The organism is Paraburkholderia sp. EB58 (assembly GCF_050436665.1).
Taxonomy (GTDB): domain Bacteria; phylum Pseudomonadota; class Gammaproteobacteria; order Burkholderiales; family Burkholderiaceae; genus Paraburkholderia.
Genome location: NZ_JBNDMQ010000008.1, coordinates 184,608 through 208,633 on the forward strand (window position 1 = coordinate 184,608; position 24,026 = coordinate 208,633).

18 protein-coding genes are annotated in these 24,026 nt (G+C 59.5%); 8 read left to right on the plus strand and 10 right to left on the minus strand.

The features are described from left to right. Positions 1-278: 278 nt before the first annotated feature. Positions 279-1,358 (plus strand): phosphotransferase, encoded by a 1,080-nt coding sequence (locus tag P3T40_RS14285; protein ID WP_429268359.1) that lies wholly within the window; start codon positions 279-281, stop codon positions 1,356-1,358. Between the two features lie 6 nt (positions 1,359-1,364). After that, positions 1,365-2,702 carry an aspartate aminotransferase family protein gene (locus P3T40_RS14290; protein ID WP_429268360.1) on the plus strand — a complete coding sequence of 446 codons (1,338 nt, stop codon included), beginning with the start codon at positions 1,365-1,367 and terminating at the stop codon, positions 2,700-2,702. A gap of 64 nt (positions 2,703-2,766) precedes the next feature. Here P3T40_RS14290 and P3T40_RS14295 read toward each other — a convergent pair whose 3' ends face one another. Beyond that, the gene (locus P3T40_RS14295) at positions 2,767-3,570 is read right to left on the minus strand and encodes a GntR family transcriptional regulator (protein ID WP_429268361.1); all 804 of its coding nucleotides are present in this window, start codon (positions 3,568-3,570) and stop codon (positions 2,767-2,769) included. A gap of 389 nt (positions 3,571-3,959) precedes the next feature. On the opposite strand from P3T40_RS14295, the gene P3T40_RS14300 reads away from it, so the two are divergent. Both P3T40_RS14300 and P3T40_RS14305 read left to right on the plus strand, forming a co-directional pair. After that, positions 3,960-5,432 (plus strand): NAD-dependent succinate-semialdehyde dehydrogenase, encoded by a 1,473-nt coding sequence (locus P3T40_RS14300; protein ID WP_429268362.1) that lies wholly within the window; start codon positions 3,960-3,962, stop codon positions 5,430-5,432. A 137-nt stretch (positions 5,433-5,569) separates the two neighbouring features. Continuing rightward, positions 5,570-6,298, plus strand: coding sequence for a haloacid dehalogenase type II (locus P3T40_RS14305; protein WP_429268363.1), 729 nt, complete (start codon positions 5,570-5,572; stop codon positions 6,296-6,298). Positions 6,299-6,864: 566 nt separating this feature from the next. On the opposite strand, the gene P3T40_RS14310 is transcribed toward P3T40_RS14305, so the two are convergent. From P3T40_RS14310 to P3T40_RS14335, 6 genes are all read right to left on the minus strand, one after another. Further along, positions 6,865-7,233, minus strand: a complete 369-nt coding sequence (locus tag P3T40_RS14310; protein ID WP_429268364.1) for a 4-fold beta flower protein — start codon at positions 7,231-7,233, stop codon at positions 6,865-6,867. Positions 7,234-7,267: 34 nt separating this feature from the next. After that, complete coding sequence (locus P3T40_RS14315; protein ID WP_429268365.1) at positions 7,268-7,729, minus strand: DUF4411 family protein; 462 nt, start codon at positions 7,727-7,729, stop codon at positions 7,268-7,270. Next, positions 7,726-8,838, minus strand: a complete 1,113-nt coding sequence (locus tag P3T40_RS14320; protein ID WP_429268366.1) for an ImmA/IrrE family metallo-endopeptidase — start codon at positions 8,836-8,838, stop codon at positions 7,726-7,728. Before P3T40_RS14320 ends, P3T40_RS14315 begins: the two co-directional genes overlap by 4 nt. Positions 8,839-9,621: 783 nt before the next feature. Beyond that, entirely contained in the window at positions 9,622-11,217 is a 1,596-nt protein-coding gene (locus P3T40_RS14325; RefSeq protein WP_429268367.1) for a tyrosine-type recombinase/integrase, read from the minus strand. Continuing rightward, positions 11,214-12,221 carry a DNA-binding protein gene (locus P3T40_RS14330; RefSeq protein ID WP_429268368.1) on the minus strand — a complete coding sequence of 336 codons (1,008 nt, stop codon included), beginning with the start codon at positions 12,219-12,221 and terminating at the stop codon, positions 11,214-11,216. Before P3T40_RS14330 ends, P3T40_RS14325 begins: the two co-directional genes overlap by 4 nt. A gap of 342 nt (positions 12,222-12,563) precedes the next feature. Then, complete coding sequence (locus tag P3T40_RS14335) at positions 12,564-12,941, minus strand: helix-turn-helix domain-containing protein (RefSeq protein ID WP_429268369.1); 378 nt, start codon at positions 12,939-12,941, stop codon at positions 12,564-12,566. A 328-nt stretch (positions 12,942-13,269) separates the two neighbouring features. Between P3T40_RS14335 and P3T40_RS14340 the strand changes: the two genes are divergently transcribed. The 4 genes from P3T40_RS14340 to P3T40_RS14355 all read left to right on the plus strand — a co-directional run bounded on the left by P3T40_RS14340 (position 13,270) and on the right by P3T40_RS14355 (position 17,857). After that, on the plus strand, positions 13,270-13,722 hold the full coding sequence (locus tag P3T40_RS14340) for a hypothetical protein (RefSeq protein ID WP_429268370.1): 453 nt from the start codon (positions 13,270-13,272) through the stop codon (positions 13,720-13,722). Between the two features lie 93 nt (positions 13,723-13,815). Beyond that, positions 13,816-14,604, plus strand: a complete 789-nt coding sequence (locus P3T40_RS14345; protein WP_429268371.1) for a metallophosphoesterase — start codon at positions 13,816-13,818, stop codon at positions 14,602-14,604. 157 nt (positions 14,605-14,761) lie between these two features. Further along, positions 14,762-15,184 (plus strand): hypothetical protein, encoded by a 423-nt coding sequence (locus P3T40_RS14350; RefSeq protein ID WP_429268372.1) that lies wholly within the window; start codon positions 14,762-14,764, stop codon positions 15,182-15,184. A gap of 975 nt (positions 15,185-16,159) precedes the next feature. Continuing rightward, positions 16,160-17,857, plus strand: a complete 1,698-nt coding sequence (locus P3T40_RS14355) for a hypothetical protein (protein ID WP_429268373.1) — start codon at positions 16,160-16,162, stop codon at positions 17,855-17,857. A 451-nt stretch (positions 17,858-18,308) separates the two neighbouring features. On the opposite strand, the gene P3T40_RS14360 is transcribed toward P3T40_RS14355, so the two are convergent. From P3T40_RS14360 to P3T40_RS14370, 3 genes are all read right to left on the minus strand, one after another. After that, positions 18,309-19,283 carry a transglycosylase SLT domain-containing protein gene (locus P3T40_RS14360; RefSeq protein WP_429268374.1) on the minus strand — a complete coding sequence of 325 codons (975 nt, stop codon included), beginning with the start codon at positions 19,281-19,283 and terminating at the stop codon, positions 18,309-18,311. A 66-nt stretch (positions 19,284-19,349) separates the two neighbouring features. Further along, positions 19,350-20,807, minus strand: a complete 1,458-nt coding sequence (locus tag P3T40_RS14365) for a hypothetical protein (protein WP_429268375.1) — start codon at positions 20,805-20,807, stop codon at positions 19,350-19,352. 690 nt (positions 20,808-21,497) lie between these two features. Further along, a complete protein-coding gene (locus P3T40_RS14370; RefSeq protein ID WP_429268376.1) occupies positions 21,498-22,820 on the minus strand; it encodes an IS5 family transposase in 1,323 nt (440 codons plus the stop codon). Positions 22,821-24,026 lie beyond the last annotated feature (1,206 nt).

Here is a 24,026-nt window from a genome sequence, read left to right on the forward strand (position 1 = left end):
TCTTGCGAGATATGATATATCGCATTAGCTGGAAAAAAAATAAAAAATCGTCGTCTTTTTTTGACGAGTTTTTTCCTCGAAAACCTCTGTGGTTCATGACGTGAAAGGCGCTCGCCACATCGTCAAATCAGCCACAGATAAGGGTTCGCTGGCCGATTGACCTGCCAACTCCTCGTTCCGCACATCGCGAGCACCCGAAAAAATCGCGCATCCACTTGTTGCATCATATATCATGTCTCGGCGATTTAAACCCGCACTTTATTGTGCCCGGAGATATCATGGTCGATGTACAAACCAATGCGGAAGCTCAGACAGACAAGCTTGGGGGCAGCATCCTGAGCGTTGCTGCTGAAGAGATTTCGCTTGCTGAGGCGGAGGAACTGGCATCACGCCATTTCGGAATTGACGGTACTGCGTCTCGCTTGACGAGCGAGCGTGACCAGAACTTCAGAATCGTCGCGGGAGATGGAAGGGAATACGCGCTCCGCATTAGCAACCATGCGGAAGACCCAGCTATAAACGACTTTCAGGTGTCGGCTCTGCTACACGTCGCGCAGGTCGACCCGTACATTCCCGTGCAACGGGTTTTTCGTGCGTTGAACGGGCAGCCACATCTTCGCCTGCCTTTTGAGCATGGACGGCTCCGGGCCGTGCGACTTCTGTCATATCTTCCCGGTGTGCCGCTCAATATGGTGAAGCGGACGTCGGCGCACCGGCGAGAGCTCGGAACGTATCTGGCAAAGCTGGACCTGGCGCTGAGGGACTTTTCCCATCCCGCTGCTGGTCACGAGCTCGCTTGGGACATCCAGCACGCGGCCGGTATACGCCCTTTGATTGCACACATTCCGGACATCGCCCGACGGCAGCTTGCGGACGATTTTCTGACTGCGTTTGAGACCAATGCGAAGCCAGTACTGTCCAAACTCCGCGCGCAGGTCATTCATAACGACCTGAACTTTTACAATGTGCTGGTTGACCCAATCGAGAATGACCGACTAGCGGGCATTCTCGATTTTGGCGACATGGTTCTCAGCCCGCTCGCCGTCGACGTAGCGGTCGGAGCGTCGTATCACATGAACACCACAGGCGACCCTTGGGACGCGGTAGCAGAGTTTGTGTCCGCATATCACGCTGTGCTGCCGTTGGAGCGCGACGAGGTAGACCTGCTCTATGACCTGATTGCCGCCCGCTTCGTGGTCACCGTGGCGATTACCGGCTGGCGCGCTGAACGCTATCCGCAAAACAGCGCTTACATCCTCAAGAACAACGCCAGCGCCTGGCAGGGGCTGGCGCACCTTTCAACCCTTAATCGTGACATAGCGCAGCGTAGGCTCCGGGTCGCGTGCAACATGGAGTAGTGAGTTATGGTTAAGCCATTGATGGTCAACGCTTTTAACCCTGCGAATGCTGAAAATCTGGATGCGGGGCTGCGCGCGCTTCTCGCGCGAAGACAAAAGGTCCTTGGCCCTTCGTACAAGCTCTTCTACGAGGAACCTGTCCATCTGGTTCGCGCAGAAGGCGTATACATGTTCGATGCGCAGGGGAATCGATATCTGGACGTCTATAACAACGTGCCGTCGGTGGGGCATTGCCATCCGCACGTGGTCGAGGCAATCACAAAGCAGGTCGCCACGCTCAACACGCACACGCGCTACCTCCATGAATTGATTCTGACATACGCGGAAAAGCTGGTTGGCACATTCCCGCCGGAACTGTCCAATGTGATGTTCACCTGCACCGGAAGCGAAACCTCGGACCTTGCGCTACGCGTCGCGCGCAATTTTACGGGTGGCACGGGCATTATTGTGACGGAGACGGCCTATCACGGCATTACCTCCGCCGTTTCGGAAATCTCCCCGTCTCTGGGCGAGCACGTACCGCTTGGGCAGCACGTACGCACCGTTCCCGCGCCGGACTCCCTGCGCGGCGAAGGCGCGGATGTCGGCGAGACCTTCGCAAGGAACGTGCAGGCCGCCATCGACGACCTGAAGCGGCATGGAGTGAAAGCAGCGGCGCTTATCGTCGACACGATTTTTTCCAGCGACGGCGTGTACGCCGACCCCGCAGGCTTTCTCGCTCCGGCGGTTGAGGCAATCCGTCGAGCGGGCGGGGTCTTCATTGCGGACGAAGTACAGCCAGGATTCGGTCGTACAGGTGATGCAATGTGGGGCTTCCAGCGGCACGGCGTCGTGCCGGACCTGGTCATCATGGGTAAGCCAATGGGCAACGGACTGCCTATCGCAGGCCTGATTGCGAAACCTGAGGTGCTGGAGGACTTTGCACTTCGCGCGCGCTACTTCAACACGTTCGGTGGCAACCCTGTGTGTTGTGCCGCAGGTCTTGCCGTGCTGGAAGTCATGGAGAACGAGCAGTTGATGCAGAACGCCAAATCCGTGGGCAGTTACATGAAGCAAGGTCTTGCGGAACTGGCGAGTCAGTACGCGTCTATTGGTCAGGTGCGTGGCGCCGGTTTCTTCATCGGAGTTGACCTGGTCAGGAACCAGGAAAGCCACGAGCCGGACCCGGATTTTGCCACCCGGCTTGTGAATGGCCTGCGCAAGCGCTTCATTCTGATTGGCGCATCCGGCCCCGAAGGGCATGTACTCAAGATTCGGCCGCCTCTGCCGTTTTCGCGTCAAAACGCCGAACATTTCCTGAGCGCAATGGAAGACGCGCTTCGGGAAGAGAGTGCACGGCAGTAAAACAGAACGGGGTAGCCTGATGCTACCCCTTACTCACCTATTGCTGAGCGGTAAGCGCGCGTATTTACTTGCGCGCCATCCTACGAGGCGCAACAGACTGTACAGGCTGTCTGGCTGACGCGACAGCACGCTTCCGGGCAGGTGCCTCCAGTTCATTTTCGCCTTGCAAAGGCAGGCGCGCCTCGACGCCCTCAGCAACAAGCGTCTGCAACCGGGGCATCAGCGCATCTTCCGCAGCGACCAGGTCTTCGACAAGCTTCTCTCTCACGACATCAGCGTCACCCGATTCGATTGCTTTAACCAGTTCGTGGTGGTGAACATTGGCGTGCTCTCCGCCATAGTCGGGGTCCTCAAGCAGACCGTAGAAGACCGGCCCAACCTGGCCCCACAAGCCTTGAATCATCTCAAGCAGACGCGGGGAGTTGGCCTTCTCATAGATAGCGAAGTGAAATTTCTCGTTGAGCTCACGGTATGCCGTTCTGTCGCCGCGCTCGATAGCCCCATCCATGGCAAGGAGCGTTTTTTTGAGGCGTGTGATATCCGAAACCTTGAAGAAATGCGTGGCCGTCTGCGCTGCCAAGCCCTCAAGCTCGTATCGGATTCGATAAATCTCGCCGAAAGCTGATGGCGAAAGGGTTGGAACGACGATGGAGCGGTTCGGCAGCATGACCAGCAGACGTTCAGCGACGAGACGCTGCAGCGCTTCGCGCACTGGCGTCGTCGAAATCCCATAGCGCTCAGCGAGCGAGCGAATAATGAACACCTGACCGGGATGGAAACTGCCTGATATCAAGCCACCCTTCAGGAGTGCATAGGTGCGGTCGTTCAGGTTCTGATGTTGGAGTTTATCTTGCAGCATGTCGACCATCTCTTTGGCCCTCGTTGGTAGTCTCGCTGCTATAGGGCGAAGACAGCGAAAGGGTTCGGCTTTTAGCGACTGCAAGGTAATGCCGACGCGACGCCAGGGCCTTTTAAATAACGTTTCCGTAGCCCATCCCACCGCTCGACCGATGATGACCTTCGGCCTTTCGGAAAGGGCGAAGAAACCGTTTTCGTGTTGTATCATATATCATCAACGGTCGAAATTCCATGCCAGTCAGTCCGCACGCAAGATGCGGCGCAAGCCATCGTCGCGGCAATTGTATCCGTCCTAAAAGAAGGACCGCGAACGAGGGACATCGCCGGCAATGCGAACACCGTCGAAGTAGGCAACGCAATCGCGGCACGCATCGGCCCAGCTAACAAGGAGTAAATACAATGACCTTCAGCCTTTCAAAAGGCGAGCTCATTCGCCAGAATAATTTTATCGGTGGCCTGTGGGTTCCGGCCACAAACGGTGCGCAGTTTGCGGTGACTAACCCTGCCACAGGCGAGGTCATTGCAAATGTCGCGAACAGTGGCCCGGCGGATGCGCGCGCGGCGACAAACGCTGCAGCCCGGGCGTTTCCCATGTGGCGCGACGCGTTGCCCAAGGAGCGCGCCGCCGTGCTGCATCGGTGGCATGCGTTGATTCTGGAGCACGCGAATTCGCTCGGCGAACTCATCTCGCGGGAACAGGGGAAACCTCTGGCCGAAGGCCGCGGTGAAGTCGCCTACGGCGCCTCTTACGTTGCCTGGTTTGCCGACGAGGCGACGCGTATCTACGGTGACATCATCCCGCAGCAGCACCGCGGAAAACGCATGACAGCAGTAAAGGAGCCGGTTGGCATCGTCGCAGCCATTACGCCCTGGAACTTCCCGCTGGCCATGATTGCCCGCAAGATTGCGCCCGCTCTCGCAGCTGGGTGCACCGTCGTGGCGAAGCCAGCTGAAGACACGCCGTTGACCGCGTTGGCGCTTGCGCTACTTGCGCACGAAGCAGGCGTGCCGCCGGGGGTGCTGAACATAATCAGCGCTTCGCGCGAGCACGCCGTGGCAACTGTCGCCGACTGGCTCGAAGACAGTCGCGTACGCAAGATTACTTTCACCGGGTCGACACCCGTTGGCAAATATCTCGCGCGCGAGTCAGCATCGACGCTCAAGAAGCTCTCGCTCGAGCTGGGCGGCAACGCGCCGTTCATCGTGTTCGACGACGCCGACCTCGACGCGGCTGTAACTGGGCTTCTCGCTGCGAAATTTCGAAATGGCGGCCAGACATGTGTCTGCCCGAATCGCGTGTATGTGCAAGATGGCGTCTACGAACGCTTCGCTAATCTGTTGAGCGAACGCGTAGCTGAGCTCAAGGTTGCTCCCGCCACTGACCCTGCTGCCCAGATTGGACCAATGATTAACGTGCGCGCGCTGGAGAAGATTGCCCGTCATGTCGACGACGCTGTGAGCCACGGCGCACGAGTGTTAACGGGCGGCAATCGTTTGTCTGAGCTTGGCCCGCATTACTTCGCGCCTACTGTACTGGCCGACGCGAACCCGGACATGGCGTTGTGCTGCGAAGAAACGTTCGGCCCGGTAGTACCGCTTTTCCGCTTTTCGGATGAAGCCGAAGCCGTGCAGGCAGCCAACGACACGCCGTTTGGTCTCGCAAGTTACTTCTACAGTCAGGACGTTAGGCGCATCAATCGAGTTGCCCGTCAGCTTGAGGCCGGCATCGTTGGCATCAACGAGGGCGCGCTCGCGAGCGAAGCCGCACCCTTTGGCGGTGTCAAGGAATCAGGCTACGGGCGTGAAGGCTCAAAGTATGGGCTGGACGACTACCTATCAATCAAATATCTTTGCCAAGGCGGCCTGGAGTGAACGAACATGCGAAAAGGCAAAGGTGACGGTCCTGGCTCGCGGTATCGAATTAGTACGCCTAGATACAGCAGGCAACGTCAACACTAGTCTGTTCATTATTGGCAACCACGATACGCCAGACCAATTCGAGGGACTACATGGTCGATAGCTCGGAAATAAGAGCTCTCCTGTTCGATGTATTCGGGACGGTTGTCGATTGGCGAAATGGCGTCGCTCGCGACGTGGGGCAGTTCCTCAGCCGTCACGCCTTAACGATTGACTCCTTTGAGCTGGCAGACGCGTGGCGACGTGAGTATGTGCCAGCAATGGAAGAGATACGAAGTGGGCGGCGACCGTTTGTCAGGCTCGACGTATTGCACAGGGAAAACCTGCTCAAGGTGATGTCCGACTATGGCGTCGACGCCAATTCAATATCCGCGGATGACCTCGACGAGTTGAACCACGCCTGGCATCGGCTCGACCCGTGGCCTGATTCCGTTGAAGGACTGCTGAGGCTCAAGCGCCGCTTCATGATTGCCCCCCTCTCGAACGGAAACATCAGGTTGATGGTGGATATGGCGAAACGGACCGCTCTTCCTTGGGACGCAATCCTTGGTGCAGAGGTCGTTCGGGCATACAAGCCATCGCCACAAGTTTATCTCGAGACGGTCGAAATCCTGTGTCTAAAGCCTGAGGAGGTTTGCATGGTTGCGGCACACAACGGTGACCTGGCAGCTGCGCGCCAGTGTGGATTAAAGACTGCGTTCGTTACGCGTCCGACCGAACACGGGCCTGCACAACGGACCGACCTGCATGCCGAGCAGGCGTGGGATTTCATAGCGGCGGATATGAACGAGCTAGCGACTAAGCTGGGCTGTCCCACATAGATAGTAAGCTTCGACGAGAGCTTTACGCACCCAGCCTGTAATTCCATTCACGCTGGCAGCCAGCCAGCCAGCCAGCCAGACCGCCCGCCCGCCCGCCCGCAGAAAAAACATCGTCTATTGGCCATGGACATTCCGACGGAAACCCATCTTGTCCGATTTCGGTCGTCGCCTGAGCCAGCGCATCGAGGCTCAACAATCCTAGTCCGCTTCGATGGTCTCATCGGTGAGCATCAGCTTGCTGGCCGGGTTCGCCACCTGTGCGCCGCCATAAGCGATTTATCGAAGCTGTCCAGAGTGATCGTTTCATGTCGTTTTCTGCGTTGCACGCGTAACGGAAGTCAATACGAAGTGTTTTAAAACGCGGTCCCCTCCGCGCCTGCGAGCCTCGCTTGGGTGAGTGATTATGATGCGCCGGGCCAGATCGATGCAGGTTCGTTGGGGCGAGGTGTTCCGAGCGCTTTGTCGATTGGGGAACAGATGCACTTTGATGCAAGCAGGATTGCGCAGCGCTAAGTATTCGGCCATGTTAGCGCGGCGCGCTTGACCGGTGTCGATTGGCGTTCCGACTAGGCGCGCCCACGCGCAAGCCAATCACGCAGTGGCAACTTTATGTCGTTTGAGCTTTTGAGTGGCTGAGACGGCGCGAATTTTTGGAATGCTTTGAAAGGCTTGAATTGCTTGAATGCCTTAAATGGTTCGAATTTCGTAAAGACGGGGCACGCGGTACTGGTGAAGCCAGCGCGGGAACCGGAAGGGTCCCACAGCACGCCATCCTGGAACCATCCCATGTGAACGCCGTTGAATCCGTAGATATGTTCGCCCCCCTCCAAGTATGCGAGGGGCTCACCCGAAAAGGCATAGATGGTGTCTTCGTCGGCGTGGTCAATGTACGCGACAGGTGTGCCAGCGGAATCGAAAAGAGTTGTTTCGCCCATCTTAGTCCACCGTCAATAATCGCTTCGTTTATGGTCAGAGTTTAAATCCGGAGGCGCGTAACACGTCGACGAGTTGCACGCATTCGACGCCTCTAGCAGCGCACACATTTGGGATCTTTGGCGCCGCGTCTTTTTTTGCGGTTGTTTCGTACGTTACTACGGTAAGACCATGAACTTCGGCAAACGCAACAACCATAGGATCAGCACCTGACTTTGTCGAGTTGACCTTCATAAAGCCCGGATGCGCGTTAACGATGTCCGTGAGGACCTCCATGACGGCACGATCAGGTTCGTGGAAGAGTCGGGCGACATCCTTGGCCCATTCAAAAAGGTCGTCTTTTTGTTTTTCCAACTCAAGGCGCACATCTGTCGGCGCAACAACCGATCCGGCGTTTGCGAGCTTGACCAGCATGTCCCATACGGACCCAAAGATATCGGGAGGATAGAGCCTGACCCAAGGCTCTATCAACGCGCTAGTATCGAAGCACCAATTCACGCGATGACCTCGCCCGCAAGTGCCTCGTTAATCCGCGGGAGGTGGTCTAGCTTAGCGTTAAGGATGCGAGAAAGCTCAGTTCCAGTGATGGTCTGCGATTTATACGCATTTACAGCGAGCTTGGTAAGAAGCTTACCGTTACTCAGCAGAACAAGGCGGTGGTAAGGGACCGGGCCGCCGCCTTGTGCTCGCTGCGCTGCGTACTCTTGTTGGAATCGCTCTCGCATTACCCTGTAGTAGTTGCGAGAAGTCTTGCCGCTGTCTAGTAGCCGCCGAAGAATCGCCTCGCGGCTAGCCCAAAACGCGCGGCTGATCGCCCGGAGATCATCGAGGCCCCACTCAGTGGCTGCGCTAGCTCGTTGAACGTCGGGCCGCGCTGCGAGCTCGGCCGCAGGGATCAATATTGCGCCGGCCACGCGATTGCAATAGACCTCCACGGCTTCATCTGCCTCGGCCCGTGGCGCGTCCTCAGCCAAGTCACATAAACTGCTCTCGGCCCTCGCGAGATGAGTGAGTTCGTGCAACAACGTGAAGACCCGGCCCAACGGACTATCTGCGCTGTTAAGAACAATCACTGGCAACGGGAACATGGCTAGCGCACAGCCTCGCATTTCTTCTAACGGTACGCGACTCAGTTGAACTACGATGACGCCGAGGGCCTCGACAGCTGCTCTCCAGCCGCTAAGCGCCTCATATTGAGAGGACCAAGCAGCGCGATCGCGCATCGTTATGCCAAGTTGCCCCAAAATGAATGCGGCCGCTTCGTCGGCCGGCGCGTTTTGCGGAATTTTCAGGTTCCATTCGGGCGGGGCCTCTTCGAGCTGCACATATATGTCGAGGGCGGCTTCCCGTTTCGCCTCGGCTTCTCTGATCCCGTTTGCGAGCGCTGGGGTCATGGTTGAGCGTGCGCTCACTTCTAACTGCCTGTAGTCGACCGGCCGCCGCGGCACCTTCGGACGTTCTCTCAGAAAGAACACCCCTATGGACCGTTTGTAGAGATTGGCCAAGTCGCGCAACTGATTCAATGTCGGCACGCGCGCACCGCTTTCCCACTCCGCCAATCGATCGACCGTTTGATTCAGCTTTTGGGCGGCAGTAACCCCGTCCATGCGCGATTCTTCTCGCGCCCAGACGAGCATGTCGGGATTTATTAGTCCGTTGAGTGATGGGCCAGCCATAGTCTGAACAGAATAGCAGATGGCCAATAAGGGATGTGGCGTCGATCGCTGGCAGCGTTGTCGCCTTGCCAGTCGCGTGTGCAAAAGACAGGGCGGACTATAGGGAAGAACTATGTTGCGAGCTAGCAGGCGCACCAGTGAATTCCGGGAGATCTCCGGAAAAAGGTAATCACCGTAACCGGGCAGAAAGAATCAATCTAACCCGATGATTTCAAAGATAAATTGCGGTTACCTTGGAAAGGTAATCTGGGGTGACCGAAAAGGTAACCAACTCGCAAGCCCTTGATTTTAAAGGAGCGGAGTTTTAGGAAAGGTTACCCATATAAAAGGTAACCGGTTACGCTTCAGTTACCCCTCGGTTACCTTTTTGTACCTCGTCGAGCGCCTTACTGGATAAGGCTTTGAGGCCGCCTCTCCATGCCCGGTTACTCCGGTTACCTTTTTCCGGAGGTCAAATACTTTGGCTACTGGAGCACATCCACAATGAGGTCGTGCGCGGTCGCGTCGGTCTATCCTAGTTACGCCAGCCGTGCCGAGCACGGAGAAAATATTAGACACTGTCTAATATCAAGGACGACCGGAAAGAAAAAAGGACCTAGCATCGCTGCTAAGTCCTTGAATTTCTTGGTGGGGCGTGAGTGACTCGAACACTCGACCTACGGATTAAGAGTCCGGTGGGCTGGAACGGTGATTCTGAACGACATTTAGGTAGATTCAGGGGCGAGGAAAACTCCCCTCCACAAATGCGCGCGCCCGCGCGAGATCGCTTTTCGCATACGCCGCCGTCGTCTGCACCGACGCGTGACCGAGCAACTGCTGCGCAACCGGCAACGGCACCGCGTGATCAACCACCAGTGTGTGCGCGTAGCCGTGGCGGAGCCAGTGCGTCGATGCTGCACGCAGTAACGCCAGCGTCACGCTGTCACCGGGCGCGACGCGTGCTTCTGCCGCGTGGAAGACCGCCTTGACCTCGTCGTACAGGCCGCTTGCCCCGAGCGCATCGCGCTTCTCGCTGTGAATGGGCGGCAGCCGTTCGAAGGCGCCCGGTTCGGGCGTGAGGCCCCGGAAGAGCCGGTAGGTACGTAGCGGCGGCAGACAGACGGCCGGCAGCGGAATCGCCCGCAGCCTGTTTCCCTTGCCGAGCACGTGCAGGGTCCAGTTGCCGCCGGCCTCGACATCGAGCCGCGGTAGGCCTGTCGATTCGGACCACACCAGTTCCGCGAGGCGCACGCCCCCGTAGCGGTACAGCGACCAGATCGCACAGCGGCGCGCCCATACTGGCGGGGCCACGCCTGCGGGCGCAGCACCGGCGATCACCGCGTCGCACAGGGCGATGACGCCTGCCGGCATGATGCGCTTCGGTGTCCAGGCCGCGCGGGCGGCCCCACCGCCGGAGAGGTCCGCGGCCGGATTCGCGATCAGGTATCCCGTTTTGAGCCAGTAGCGGAACAGGCTCGAGACCACCGCGAGCGCACGGGCCGGTACCGCCGCGGACCGCTCGCGCGGAGCAACCGGACGGCCGTGACGCGCAGGATGACAGGTGCCCGCGGACCTCAGTTCGCGAGTGGCTGGGGCCTGTTCGACCTCGCGGCGGTAGGCGAGCAGGTCGTGACGCGTGAGGTCCGATAGGGGCCCGAGCTTTTCGCGCTCGCACCAGGCGATCAGGCGTCGCAGGTCCGCGAGATACGCGCGCCGCGTGTGCGGTGAGCGGCCGGCGCGATCGCGCAGGAAGAGGATCACCGCCTGGGCATCGTCGGCCACGCCGAGAGTGTTCGTGACCATCGACGGATTGACGAAGCGACCCGCCCGCGCGAGCCAGCCGCTGGTGGCAGCAGAGGTGACGCTGTTGACACGTGTCGCATGAGCGTCATGGGCCGCGAGGGTAGCGGGAGGTTCGAGCGCCGCCAGCCAGACGGCCGTCGTGGCAGTTGCGGCGGGAGTCGCCGCGGTGCTCGCAGGAACCTGCGCGGTCCCGTCCGCGACCTCGTGGAAGCGACGCCGGTGCTGGTGCAGCGTGCGTTCGAGGATGGTTTCGGGGGGAGGCGCGTCCTCCGCCGCGACGATCTGCAGGCGCCCGCGGTCCCAGTATTCGACGGCGGCCTCGTGCTCCAGCAGCAGCGCGAACACGGCGGGGTGTTCGCGTTTCGCATCAGCGAGCGACGGACAGCCGCGTTTGAGTCGCGACAGGGTCCAGCGCGTGTAGACCGGATGGCCGGTTGCGCCGGCGAGGTAATCGAGCGCCGCCCCGAGGGAGTCCGGCAGCGGTTGCGGTGGCGAAGTTGCGGTATCGATCCAGCAGGACGGGTTCATCGTGCCTTCCTCCGCGCTGGAGCGCCGCCTGGATTGGGGGAGGGCGTTGCTGCCGGGGTCGAGGCGGCAGGGGTTTTGCGGTGCCGGCCTGGCGCAGGGGCAGCCCTGGCTGGCCGGCGCGTTCCTGCCTGAACGGTCTGGGCGGCATGCACCGTCTGCAGCAGCGCGCGCTGTTCGGCGATGACTGCCGTCAGGGCGGCTGCCTCGCCGGCGGCGCGCTGATGGGCGTCGCGCTCGCTGGCGAGTTCGGTCAGCAGCCGGTCACGGAGTCCCTCGAGTGCAGCCACCCGCTCCTGAGCCTGGGTGATCTGGCCGGACAGCCGCTCGCGCTCCACCTGTAGTGCGTGTCGCTGGTGTTCCGTTTCCTGCAGCAGTTGCCGGGACAGGCCTTCGTAACGGGCGTGGATCGCAGCGATCGCCGCCGCGTGTTCGTCCTTTGCTGTGCCGAGCTGGGCGTTCGCGGATGTCAGCGCGGCACGCACGTCCAAGGCCGTCCTTTCGGCGTCGGTCATTTTTTCGGAGGCGGCGCGAAATTCTGCCCGCACGGTGGCGAGCGCCGTGTCGCGCGCCGAGAGCTGGTCGCGCAGGTCCGCCAGTTCGACCCGCAGCAGTTCAACGCGCAGGTCGGCGTCCCGCTGCGCAACGTCGGCCGCCTCGGAGGCCTGGGTGGCGGCGGCCTTCATCTGCACCACCTCGTCGAGCTGGACGGTGACCGCCGCCTGCCAAAGGGCGCGCATCTGCTCCGCGATCGTGTCAGGCAGCCCCGGAATTGCAACCTGAGCGAGGCCGGCGCGCACCACCTCGACCTCAATGGTGTTCAGGGCGCGCGAGAGCATCGCCGGGTCGCCGGCCCCCAGGCGCGCGCGCAGTTTGCGCACCGACACCACCTTGCGGAAGCGCTCAGGCGTGGGTGGCGCGTGTTCCGGGTCCATCTCCGCCTCGGCAAGCATGGCGAGCACGGTGGTGCGGATCTGGTCGGGGGAGACGGCGGCGGGACGGGCCATGGCAGGACTCCAGCAGCGGCAGCGCACCCGGGGCGAAGGCGGGTTCGGGCGGGCGCAGGCGGGCAATTCCAGCATAGATTACGCACACGCCTGACGCCAGAAAACCGCTTTTCCGTCACGAATGAAAAGGGTGGCCGCGATAACTGCCCTTATCGCGGCAAACCGGCGGCGGCTGCCGGCAGGCCAAAGCGGCATGCATCCCGTCCCTGCATGCCAGGCCGTCACGAGATCGCAATTCCTGTGGGGTAGTGGGGTCGACCGGCCCTGTGCCCGGGCGCAGACGGTCATGCTGGTCCGGCCTGTGGGTGGTGGTACGTTGGCGAGTGGCGAGGGTGGCGCCGACTAACCGGCCCGTCGCCTGGCGGTGGTTTTGCCCGGGCCGCCATGCGTGCCAGACGTACCCGTTGCCGCCCCGGCCTGTTTTGTCCCGCGCTTTGCCGGCGGCACCGCTCGCGGCAGCCGTTTGCCCAGTGCCCGTTTTTCCTTGCGACGGGCGCTAGCCAGTCGTCGCTCGACCTCAAGCAGCAGGTCACTCGGTGCACAGTGAAGCGCTTTGGCGAGCGTGAACAGCATGTTCAGCGTCGGCTGGTGCTGACCCAGTTCAAGCATGCTGACGTAGGTGCGGCGGATGTCGGCCTCAAGCGCGAGCTGCTCCTGCGTCAAGGCCGCCTGCAAGCGGCGCTCACGCAATACTGCTCCGAAGAAATCGACCGCTTCCAAATTCCGCTCCCAGTGAAATGGGAGCACTGTCCTTTTAACGCTATAATTTGTCTTCCCAGTACACTGGGAATTTGAAGTTCGCTGTGGCTCGCTCTGCCGCAGCCTGCTTGAATCCGCGGCAAATTTGATACTGTTCCGCGTGGGTGTAGGAAATCGCGCACAAGGGAAGCGACAGTGCGGTCGGCGGTAGGCGATAGCCATGCTTCGCAGACTCGCGGCACGTTCGGCGGCGCGCCCGGTAAGAGCGTGCCACGGGTTCTCGCACGGACGCGACCTGCCTTGCGGGAAAGCAGGTCACGCCAGCACTGGAATTACATAAGGAACATAGATGCTAGTGACAGACACGAGCTGGGCCGAGTCCAACCCGGTCAGGCGAGCACTCGCCGGGCCCTATCAGGCGTGGCGGTGCGTTGCCTGGACAGACGAGGCGCTGAACTTTCTCGTGGTCGCATCCGGAGATCTGCGCGACCGCGAGCGGTTGCCGGACGGCTGGCTGCTCGTGGGCCCGGAGGCACTGCTGGAAGCTGCCGGACAGCTGGAACCGGGCACCTTCGCTGTCTACGTGCTGGAGCGCGCGCCGGATGCCGCAGAGGTGGATTTTTGTCAGGTGACGGGCATCTGGCGCGAGCGTGTCGGTGTCGTACCGACCTTCTGGTACGGAGCGACCGGGGGCGAGCTCAGGCCCTGCTCCGGCGCCCGGCGTCATCCGAAAGTCCCACCGGACCTGGTCATCGAACTGATCATTGACGCAGGCGCTGTCTCCCAGGCGGCGAACCAGTAATGGGCCCTGCCAGATCTGTTTATCGTCGCGCGGTCATGCAGTCGGGCGGCGCACGCTCCCCATGCTGCCCGCCACCGAGGCTATAGAATCAGCATGCGCATCCAGATCGCTTCAGACCTTCATCTTGAAATGCTTCACCGCAGCTTTCCGGACTACAACCCGGTCGAGCCGTCATCGTCCGCGGATGTGCTGGTTCTTGCTGGTGACATCGCTTCCCATGCCGACGCGGTCGAGGCGTTTGCCAACTGGCCTGTCCCGGTGATCTATGTGCATGGAAACCATGAGGCCTACGGACATGAGTACGGCCTGGTGGCTGACGCCATTCGTGCCCGCACCTCGGGCACGGTCATCCGATACCTCGAGCGGGACGCGTCTGTCATCGGGGACGTCCGGTTTCTCGGCTGCTGTCTGTGGACCGACTATGACCTGTATCGGGACCGCGCACGCAGTATGGAAATGGCCCGTCGGTACATGCACGACCATACGGTCATCAAGGCCAGCCCGGATGAGTGGTACTTGCCCACGCACGCGCTGGCCGAGCACGAAAGGTCGTTCGCGTGGCTGCAGGAGCAACTGGTCACGCCGTTCGATGGCCGGACGGTCGTCGTCACCCATCATGGTGTCGCGCCGCCATCGATCCACCCACGGTATGGCGTTGACCCTGTCAACGCGGCATTCGCGAGTGACCTGCGGCACGTGCTCGATCTTGCGGACGTATGGATCCATGGGCACGTCCATGATTCGTTTGATTACCACGTTGGCAAGGCGCGGGTCATTGCGAATCCGCGAGGCTATGCGAAGAACCGGACTATGGCCGGTGCGCCGCAGGATCTCAAATGGGAAAACCCGGCGTTCAATCCATCGCTGGTGATCGAGGTCTGATCCGGGCTGCAGCGGGGAGCGTGCAAACGGGTACGGCGTTCGGCTGACTGTCGCGCCGGATCTGAATCGCGCGGTGCGGTCGCAGGCGACGATTTTTTTCGCGGATCATTTTGAGCAGCGAGTTGTGAGGACGACTCGAGAGCGCGCAGGAGGAGTGATGGAAACTGACCAGCGGACGTGCACCATCCGCAAAATCATCGACGAGACTCAGTGGATAACCGCTGAGGCGCTTCTGGCGCGGCATCTGATGCCGCGCCCGGCTGTGGCCGATCCGGTTAGCGACTGGAAGCGAAGAGGGCTGATTTTCGGTGTCACAATTGACGGTACGGAGTGTTTCGCCAGATACCAGTTCGACGCGACGGGTTGTCCTTTGCCCGTGATACGCGAGATCCTCGAAGCGTTGGGGCCGGTCGGAGACCCCTGGAAGATCGCTGCGTGGTTCCACTTTCCAAAAGGCTGGCTCGTCGATACAAACAGCAATGAGGAAATTGCACGACCAATGGCACCGAAGGATGCACTTCAACGCCCTGCTGACGTCATCAAGGCGGCACGCAACTGGCAGGGAACTTACGTTGCATGATGCGCTGGCTTCGCCAAAGTGTTTTGATGTGCGTGCATCCACGGCTGTCCGACTCGGGATCCAGCCGTTTGCTGGATGGTATCGACGGGCTGGACAAGGTGCGAAACACATCAGGCCCGCGGTCCGTAGAAACGAAGCGTTGCATTTGGAGCTGTGTCACGGCTTCAGGGTGAGATGTTGGCCGCTCGTTCCACGACTCGACCACCGCCTGGCGAGGGCTTAAGCGATCCACGAATTTCTGCGGACCGTGTCCCAACGCATATCCATTGCGCTCACCCAGGTCGCGTACGAGCTTGATCAACTTGACGCACTTGCAATGTCGCAACAGCCGGATTAGGGGGCGGTGCGGAGGTTACGCAACGAGCCTGACTGGACGCATTCGAAGGCGCATCGGACGTTCAGACCGCCGCGTGCATGGCCTGCGGATGCCCCTTCTTGGCCGCACTGAGACGAACGACGAGCGATTCAAGTCGGAGCGGATCCGCCATCGGAGGCAAGGTCACGTCAATGGCCGCTTCCGGATTCCAACGGCCATCCGTGCGATTGCAGCGGAGGGCGGGTCATCGGCCATAGCCGTCATTCGATTATCAGCTCTTGGGGGACGGCAAGAAGTCACATTGCCGACGTTCGAAAACTATTGCCGCGCGGATCTCCGGCGGTCGTTCGGCTGCTTTCCGCCATCCGCATCGTCAGCGCTCCTGTACGCCTGCGCGACTGTGGCCACCGTAAGTCTTTGCGACCAAAGTGACCGTTCGCTAGGCAAACTCAGAGGGCTGGGCGCTGCTCCGCGGCTATGTGGGCAAGCGCACACAGGGACCAAATACTGATGTCCCTATTTAGCACCAGACCTACTATTGTCTTTCTAGGAAAAGCTTGGCGAGCCGTCTTGGAAAGCCAGCGATCACTTGGGACCCTGAGCACAGGCGCGTTCGATTTCGTTCAAGACGCAAATCACACGAAGGGGCAAGACCGGCAATGGACGCATTCCTGAAGGATCTGCTTTCGCCGTGCGGACTGCTATTGATAGTCGCCACGTTCACGGGCGTTGCGATCATGATGATGGGACCGGGTCGGTACCTTCGATACGGATGGGCCGCCAAGCGAAAGGACATTTTGGGCGGTCTGGATCGAAATGCCCGCAATGAATATTTCAAGCGTTTCGCCTATGACGAGAGCTTCGCGGTCGGGTCTGATATTTCCAGGCGCTTCGAGAACTTTTATGAATACTGGTATGGACGCCGATTCTTCGCCATACCTTTGATCATTCACCTGATCGTTACGCTTGTCTTTGTCTTCCTTGTCATGCTTTCCGTGCTCGATCAGCATGACGGCCTGCACAACCCGTTCTTTCAGTTGCCATTCCCGGCGGTAACCGCGGCGGCAGGCGCATACATGTGGGTCACGAACGACTTCATTTCGCGTGCGCGGCGTCTTGACTTTAGCCCTGCCGATGTGGCATGGGGCACGTTGCGACTCGTCATCGCGATACCCATGGGATATGCCTTCGCCTCACTCTTTACGGACAGGATCAGCCCGTTCATCACGTTCGCGCTGGGCGCGTTCCCACTATCAGTGCTGCTTTCCATCATGCAACGACGGATGGAAAAGCAACTGAATGTGGCATCCGAAACGCCTGAAACGGCGGACTCGGTGTCGAAACTGGAGGGCGTCGATAGAGACATTCGGGAACGCTTGGAGAAGGAGGACATCTACACTGTTACTCAGATCGCCTATTGTGATCCAGTACGCCTCGCGATGCGCTCGAACCTGAACTTCATCTTCATTTCCGACATCGCGGGACAGGCTATTGCATGGCTTTATCTTCGGGAGAAGCTGGCGTTGATCAAGCCATTCGGGCTCAGAGGCGCCTGTGAAATCCGGTGGTACCTCAAGCACTACGATTTGCAAGGTTCGGACCTGTCGGTTGTGCAGAAGCGCGATCATGAGCGCGCGGTTGCAGCGATGCCAGGCATCGCTACCGCTCTGAATCAAGATCCGTCGACTGTACTGAATTGCTTCAAACAGATCGCCTATGATCCGTTTACTGCCTTCTACGTCGCAACATGGATCGACCCTCAGCATCCACGTATTGGTCTTCTGAAATATGGCACGCTCGCCGATCCTTCCGACCTCGACTTTCAGGATTTTGTGGAGGATACCGTAACGGAGGATGTCAAGACTCCATTTCGTGTGGAGTTGGTTCGTTGCTGCCACGCGCGCGCCGGTGGCCCCGTGTTGGCGCCAGTCGAAAAAGGTGGGGCGAAGATTCCCGCTACGATTGTGCTGTTAAAACGCGGCATCGACGCAGGGCAAGTGATGAAGATGCTCTACCAGCACGAGACTCGTGTACTGCACGATCACCCGCCGGTGGGTATCCTGTCCGTCAAGGACATCAACGTGCGAGAGTTGGCGAACTTCCACGGATTGCCGCTGGTGTTTTACGTAGCGTTCGAAGCGATTGAACAGCTAAATGCAGAGCAGTTGGCCGAACGGGCAATCGAGAGCGCGAAACACCTAAAGACAGGGGACCGCGACGGCATCAGTTATTTGATAGAACTCACGAAGACGGGCATCAAGACTCCACTTATTAGCAGCTACCGAAACGCAATCTTGAAGAGGACAGGCTGCCGGACTCTGGATGAAGCGCTCACGTTTGCCCGGAACGGCGGGTAAAAGCCAGATGTGCTGCGTGCCGAGAAGCACTCTGTAAAGCTGGTCCGGCTGGAACCCGGCGCAAAATTTCTTATCATCGTCAGAGACGATCGAGCGTACCCTTACGTTTCACCCGCCCGCAAGGCGCTTCATTAGTTTCATCGACAATAGACCGCGTGACATCCCTTGCCAGCTGGATTGCCATTTTCGCGGTTAGCCTGATTTCCGCAGCATACGACAGCACACTGTGCACCAGCACGGTCAGATCATTAACATTATGACTGACTCATCTAGCAATCAACGTACGCGGTGAATTGTTGCCGAAGTGTTTCCGCCCACCTGGGTATAGTCGTTTGCACACGAACGACTTTACATAAGCAAGTGAGCGAACGTTCGGCTATGGACCAGATTCAGATAGGAGCCGGCGCCGCCGGCACGCTAAGCGCCAGTGCTTGCGCTGGGGGACCCTCAGCTACGCGGCCGATTTTTGGATCAAGTCCCGGAGGCTCGGAATCCGTGACTGAACGGCTTGGTCAATCTGGTCGAAAAGGGGTTTTACCCCGTCCTTCGCCCCCATTGCGACGTTGAAAAAACTCTCAAAACGATCGTCGTACTGTGACTTGTGAATCGGGTACTGGACCATGCGCCACCGATTTCCAGTACTCGAGTCGAAGTACACGCCTCCTGCGTTGTAGGCCGCGCCGACGACCGGTGGATCGAAACCAGTGAGCCGTGCTTGACGCCACATATATGTCGCGCCCGCTTCGATAGATAAAGCGGGATCGCGAAGGTCGTCGATGTGAAGGTTATCGCGTTGGAGCACCTCGCGTGCCGTGCTGAGCAACGTTTGCATGAGGCCGACCGAAACCTTCGATGGTGTGAGTTCGGGGTCGATGAGATTGCACCCCGGTTCGTGACGGATCGCGGTGGGGTCATTGCTGCTTTCGACGCAGATGCATGCGACGATCAATTCGATCGGCACCTGGACCTTCGTCGCCGTCGCATAAATGATCGACGCGTACTTGCCCATGACCCGCTCGACGCCTTGTTCGTCGCCCGCGGAAATGACCGGCGCCGCGGCGTCGTCCACGATTAGCCCATTATCTTTGAGGCACCATAGTGCGCCGCCGGTACCGGTCGCGAAATGTCGATGCTTCTGCTTCAACGCGCCGATCTGCGCGGGGATCAGAATGTCTGTTGCAAACCGGTCGGGCTGGGTCAATGGTTCATTGAACAGCGCTCCCCACGTCATGCGGCCTACGACGCCGTCGGCGGAAAGCTGGCGCTTGCTCTGAAAGTCCTTCACCGCGTTGGCGGTTCCGAGGCCGAAAAGGCCATCTGTCCCGAGCTGAAAACCCTTGGCGTACAGTTGCCGCTGAACCTCGACCACATCGCCGCCACGCATCATGGGTGAAGTGAGCCAGAGGTTGCGAGTGAAGGTGGACATGTGTTTGGCTCCGATGCTTGGGTCAACTCGCTGTACGGGAATCCGGATGGTCGCGACCTGACATCTTCACGGCTGCGCGCCGTTCATATGGGCGGGGTTGTCGGACGCAGCGGCCACCGGCGTCGTCAGCGCTGCGCTGAGCGCGCTGGCTGCAACCGATGCAATCTGATCTGGATGCATCGGCAGCCTGCCGAGGGCTTCGGCGAGGTAGACCAGCCGCTCCAGTTCAGCGCTGGCTTGCGGGTCGGGTAGCACCAAGCGCGCAGCGTTGGCCAGCGTCGACAGATCGATCGTGGCGCCCTGCGGAATGCCAGCCACGGAAGGAAGTGGCAGTGTCGCGTTGATGCGCGCGCTCGCGGACTGGAAAACGATAGCGGCGATGTACTCATCGAAGGCTGTCGTGGTGTCCGCTAGCGATGTAAAGTTAGGATCCGGCGGAGGTAGCGGCGGCCCGTCGGCGGCTTGGTGGGCCGGCCCTGCCACTCCCCATGCCTTGGCCGCCAGATCCGCCGGGCTGAGGGTAGTGCCCTGGACTTTCTGCATCGTGAAGGCGAGCAAGGCGCTTGCTGCGGGGGCGCTGGGCGGGGTGTAATGCGCGAGCATCAGGGGCGCGTTAGAAAGCGCGGATTTCGCGAGCGTATCGTCGGGCGCCGCAGGCATCGAAGCCGGATCGAAGGGCTGGTTCAGCATTGCGGTCTTGTACGGTGCGTAGCGCTGCCGATCTGTCACCAGCTGGATTCCAGCCGTGATGACGCCAGCGATCAAACCGACGGGTCCACCGGGGAGCCCCGCGACGATCGTCGCCGCCGGACCGCTGAGCTGCTTAAACACGGCGAGCGCCGAACCGAGTGCGCCCGGCAGTCCCGCCGATTGAAGGGCCGGAAGCTGCTTCGTGACTGTGGAGACTGCATCCTGAACGCTCGCGGGGTCGGCGTTGCCCTTCAAGAGCGGTTGTACTTTCGTTGCAAGGTCGTTCAACGTCGTAAGGGTCGAGGCAGCGTTCGGCAAGAGATCGGCGGCGCCCGTTCCTAGCGCGGTCGCGGCTCGCGCTATGGTCTGCATCGAGGTGAGCTGGTCGGAGAGGTTTTGGAGATCAGTTGTGGACTGGGCGGGCGCGCCGCCTGTACCAGGAGAAGGTGGCGTTTGCGGATTCACGGCCTTCAATGCGACTTGCGTGGCGTCCGCGGCGTTCTTGACCGCCGTCCCGGACGTGTCACTGACCTTCTGAGCGGTGGCGTGTTGCGCGTCGGTTGCCGCAGTCGTTGCGCTCTTGATCGCACCGGCAACAGTGGTTGTCGTATCGGTAGATGCATCGTGGGCGAGTTCCGCGGCTTTTTGAGCCGCGTCGCCGCTGCGCGACGCAAAATAAAACGCGATGACAGTTCCGACGAAGCCGGCTATGGCGTTGGCGTTGTTAATCCCGAGGTCATTTTGCAACGCCAGCACGACGAAGCCGAACACGACGATGAACAGAGTAATCAGCGCGCGCACACTACCCTCAGGCGCACCCAGCGGTAGCCGCATCAGATATTTTCGCCACCGGTCCGAATTTTCCTTCGCGGCCTCGATCCAGAAAATGGCTCTTATCAGATATGCGAGCCAAATAATAATTGCAATGCTAATTATTGCGAATGCAACGGATCCCACAACTATCAGCGTGACGACGGTCTTGTGAGTGTCGGCGAGCTGCGCAGAAGCTGCTGAAGCGGCGGCCGCAGCAGCAGCACCTGCAGATGCCGACGCCGCTGACGCGGACTCAGCCGCAGAAGCCGCCGCGGCGCTGGCAGTAGCATCGTCCTGGGCATAGCCGTTGCCGCACACACAGAGCACGGCGAGAGCCATCAGAACCAGGGATACGAGACTCAAACTCCGGCATCGGGTCATGAAGTCGATCTCCACAGAGTGGTCCTCAGGAGCACAACGAATGACTCACCAGAACACTCAAACATCTATGCGAACGGTTTTCTGTCAAGTCATATGTCGTGGGGTGAAAGGTAGGACATTCATCCACGGAGAACAGAGACATTGCTCATATTTATGTGCGGTAGCGCACGAAATTTGATCGGTCGCGGCGCGACACGCAGTAGCAATACGCATTTCTGCGATAAGCGCGGGTCCTGATAAGTGTGCCGAAATTTTTGAAATATGTTTTCGACGATTCTATCCACCGCTATTTAGTCGACCCTGAACAATTCGTTTCTCGTTGCGCCGGCGTCACGCCGTCACGTCGATGGCAATGTTGAGGTTGAGCAAAGCAGCGAGAACGAAGACACAAAGAAGCCGCAGCTTCCTCAGGATCATGCGGAGGTTGTGACCGGCGCCACACAGCACCGCGTGCATCGCATCGCCGAGCGCGCCTTTGAGCCAGTTCCTGCCGAGTTTCCCGTCTGTCTTCATGTGACCGATGGCTGGCTCGATTGCGCTGCGTCGCCTGATCATCGCGCGTAGGCCGCGTGTGATGCCCCGCCGCAAGCCCGGGTGGTAGATCTTCACGCCGTCGACCGCGACACCCTTGTATCCACGGTCGACGATGGCGACCTCCGGTGTGGCGTCGCACAGGATTGCCGCCTGCTCCAGCGCTTCAGCCAGTGTATGACCGTCGTACGGATTGCCCGGCATCGAGCGCATGCCAACGACCAGTCCTTCCTTGTGAGTCGTCGTGATCGACACTTTCACGCCGAATTCGTACGGCTTGCGCGCCTTGCCTTTGGCCAGACACTCGACTTCCGGCGCGTGCAGCGCATAGAGCTTGTTCTTGTCCTTCGGCTTTTGCGACAGGATGCGCTTCGTGCGGCCAATCAGCTCCACTAATGGAGCGCGCCCTGGGTCTGCCACCTGGGCGACCTGTCGCTCCACATCGCGCATCACCCGTCCGACGCGTGAACGCAGCGTGCGCAGTGCTTTTCTCATGCGTTTGTACTGCTTCGCGTGAGCGTAGCGGCCAATCTGCAGCCCCAGACGCGGCGCCTCGCGGTTGTAGTTCTGCCTCAGCTTCAGGCCGTGCCGCTCTGCGGCCTTCACCAGATGTTCGCGACACCGCTCGAGCAGGCGTGAATCGGTTGGATGGGCAATTGCTTTTTCCATCACCGTTGTGTCGACGATCACCCGTTTCACGCTCGCGGCCTTGATCACACCGGCACGTTTCGCTGCTTCGATCGTCTCGGCCAGCAACTCTTCAACACCGGCTTCGCCCAGACGCTTCCTCCAGCGCGTCAGGCTCGACGGGTCGATCGGCGGCTCGGTCTGCAAATAGGTCTCACCGGTGAACACCTGCCAGTACGGGTTCTCGACCCATTGCCAGACGACTTCCTCATCGGAAAGGTCAAATGCGTGCTGCAAATACAGCAGCCCTGCGATCAGGCGCGGCGACGTTGCTGGTCGACCCTTGCGTGATACGAAGCTCTCACTCATCGATGTACCCAATCGCTCCCAGTTGATCAGGTCGGCTAAACCGACCAGCGGGTGCTTCAGGTTGATCTGTTCGCGCAGCGGTTGCCGGAAGAAATCTCCCTCCGTCACAGGCGTCTTCGGACCCATCTGCACCTCGTCGAAAAATGCAGGATTCTCACGTTAATGTGCCAGGTTCCTGCAATTCCCACAACCGTATTTCAGACTCAAAGCCTCACCCCGCAAGGCTTTGAAGATTGTTCAGGTCCGACTATTTAAGAGCGAATCCGAAAAGGAAGACGCTCAGGCTCCGCTGCAGCGAAATTTTGCTATTTAGAAGCCGTGCAAGAATTCTCTGGTTGGAAATACATTATGTTTTCGCTTCATTGGCAAGGCTTATCAGAACCTCCTTCGTGGAAGTGCCGCGTTTAAGAAAACCTTGGACTGGTCAGCGAACTTCCAGGAACGATGACCGGATCATGCGAAGATAGTAAATCGTGCGTTCCAGGTAGCCTCGTCAGTCAGGTTCGCTCGTATAACGAGAGTTGGCAACAATTGCGCAAAAGCGGGAAATGAAAGGCCCATGTCCTGGATGAGGACGCCTATCGCGATATTCACTAAGCGTGTCGTGAGGATCAAGGGCTGCTCCATCAGCGTCGGCTGGCTATCGGCTAGTCTGACTCAGATACCCAGTCGATCAACATATCCGTGCGGATGTCCGCATCGTCCCTTGTAAGCTGTCGCGAGTCGGAGATCATTCGAACGGCGGCAGTGGGTCGATAGTGTGCGTTCGCTAATGCAGGAAGCTGCCTTCGAGTTGCTTGATGCCGCCATCGTCGGCTGTCCGCCGAATTGCCGACGTAGAACCCGGCCCGTCCCAATGGCAGCTAAGGCCGAACTTAAGTCGTTGTGCGCGCAACTGCCACTGCCCGCTCGTCGGCCTGAGCCGTCATTGGGATGGGCTGGGTTCTACGTCAGCAATGTGGCTGATTGCTGCCAATGGCGGTATCGAGCAACCCGATGGCAGCTCCTGCATCAGTGAACTCACACTCCCCGACCCATTGCAGCCAGACGGCCTTCAGATCAACGATCAAGAGCGGACGATCTGCAGGCGCCGTCTCGGTGGACGTGGCGACACCGGTGTTAGTTACCTCGGCTGATGTGTTGGTCTGCTTTTTACAACTTGAGTCGCCTATTTCCCAAGCCACGATGTTGGCTGAAAGCCAATCTCATATGCGGTCAATATGGCGGCGACCGACAATCGCTGGAGATGTGTTTGTCGTATCGAAGCGAACGTCGACGGTCACCCAGTACCCTTCGATGCTAATCTGTACTCCTGCAAGTCGAAGCAAAGAA

Excerpts from the sequence above, each read along its gene's own strand:
- P3T40_RS14285 (WP_429268359.1), top strand. The coding sequence starts at position 279 with ATGGTCGATGTACAAACCAATGCGGAAGCTCAGACAGACAAGCTTGGG.
- P3T40_RS14290 (WP_429268360.1), top strand. The coding sequence starts at position 1,365 with ATGGTTAAGCCATTGATGGTCAACGCTTTTAACCCTGCGAATGCTGAA.
- P3T40_RS14295 (WP_429268361.1), bottom strand. The coding sequence starts at position 3,570 with ATGGTCGACATGCTGCAAGATAAACTCCAACATCAGAACCTGAACGAC.
- P3T40_RS14300 (WP_429268362.1), top strand. The coding sequence starts at position 3,960 with ATGACCTTCAGCCTTTCAAAAGGCGAGCTCATTCGCCAGAATAATTTT.
- P3T40_RS14305 (WP_429268363.1), top strand. The coding sequence starts at position 5,570 with ATGGTCGATAGCTCGGAAATAAGAGCTCTCCTGTTCGATGTATTCGGG.
- P3T40_RS14310 (WP_429268364.1), bottom strand. The coding sequence starts at position 7,233 with ATGGGCGAAACAACTCTTTTCGATTCCGCTGGCACACCTGTCGCGTAC.
- P3T40_RS14320 (WP_429268366.1), bottom strand. The coding sequence starts at position 8,838 with ATGGACGGGGTTACTGCCGCCCAAAAGCTGAATCAAACGGTCGATCGA.
- P3T40_RS14325 (WP_429268367.1), bottom strand. The coding sequence starts at position 11,217 with ATGAACCCGTCCTGCTGGATCGATACCGCAACTTCGCCACCGCAACCG.
- P3T40_RS14330 (WP_429268368.1), bottom strand. The coding sequence starts at position 12,221 with ATGGCCCGTCCCGCCGCCGTCTCCCCCGACCAGATCCGCACCACCGTG.
- P3T40_RS14340 (WP_429268370.1), top strand. The coding sequence starts at position 13,270 with ATGCTAGTGACAGACACGAGCTGGGCCGAGTCCAACCCGGTCAGGCGA.
- P3T40_RS14345 (WP_429268371.1), top strand. The coding sequence starts at position 13,816 with ATGCGCATCCAGATCGCTTCAGACCTTCATCTTGAAATGCTTCACCGC.
- P3T40_RS14350 (WP_429268372.1), top strand. The coding sequence starts at position 14,762 with ATGGAAACTGACCAGCGGACGTGCACCATCCGCAAAATCATCGACGAG.
- P3T40_RS14355 (WP_429268373.1), top strand. The coding sequence starts at position 16,160 with ATGGACGCATTCCTGAAGGATCTGCTTTCGCCGTGCGGACTGCTATTG.
- P3T40_RS14360 (WP_429268374.1), bottom strand. The coding sequence starts at position 19,283 with ATGTCCACCTTCACTCGCAACCTCTGGCTCACTTCACCCATGATGCGT.
- P3T40_RS14365 (WP_429268375.1), bottom strand. The coding sequence starts at position 20,807 with ATGCGGCTACCGCTGGGTGCGCCTGAGGGTAGTGTGCGCGCGCTGATT.
- P3T40_RS14370 (WP_429268376.1), bottom strand. The coding sequence starts at position 22,820 with ATGGGTCCGAAGACGCCTGTGACGGAGGGAGATTTCTTCCGGCAACCG.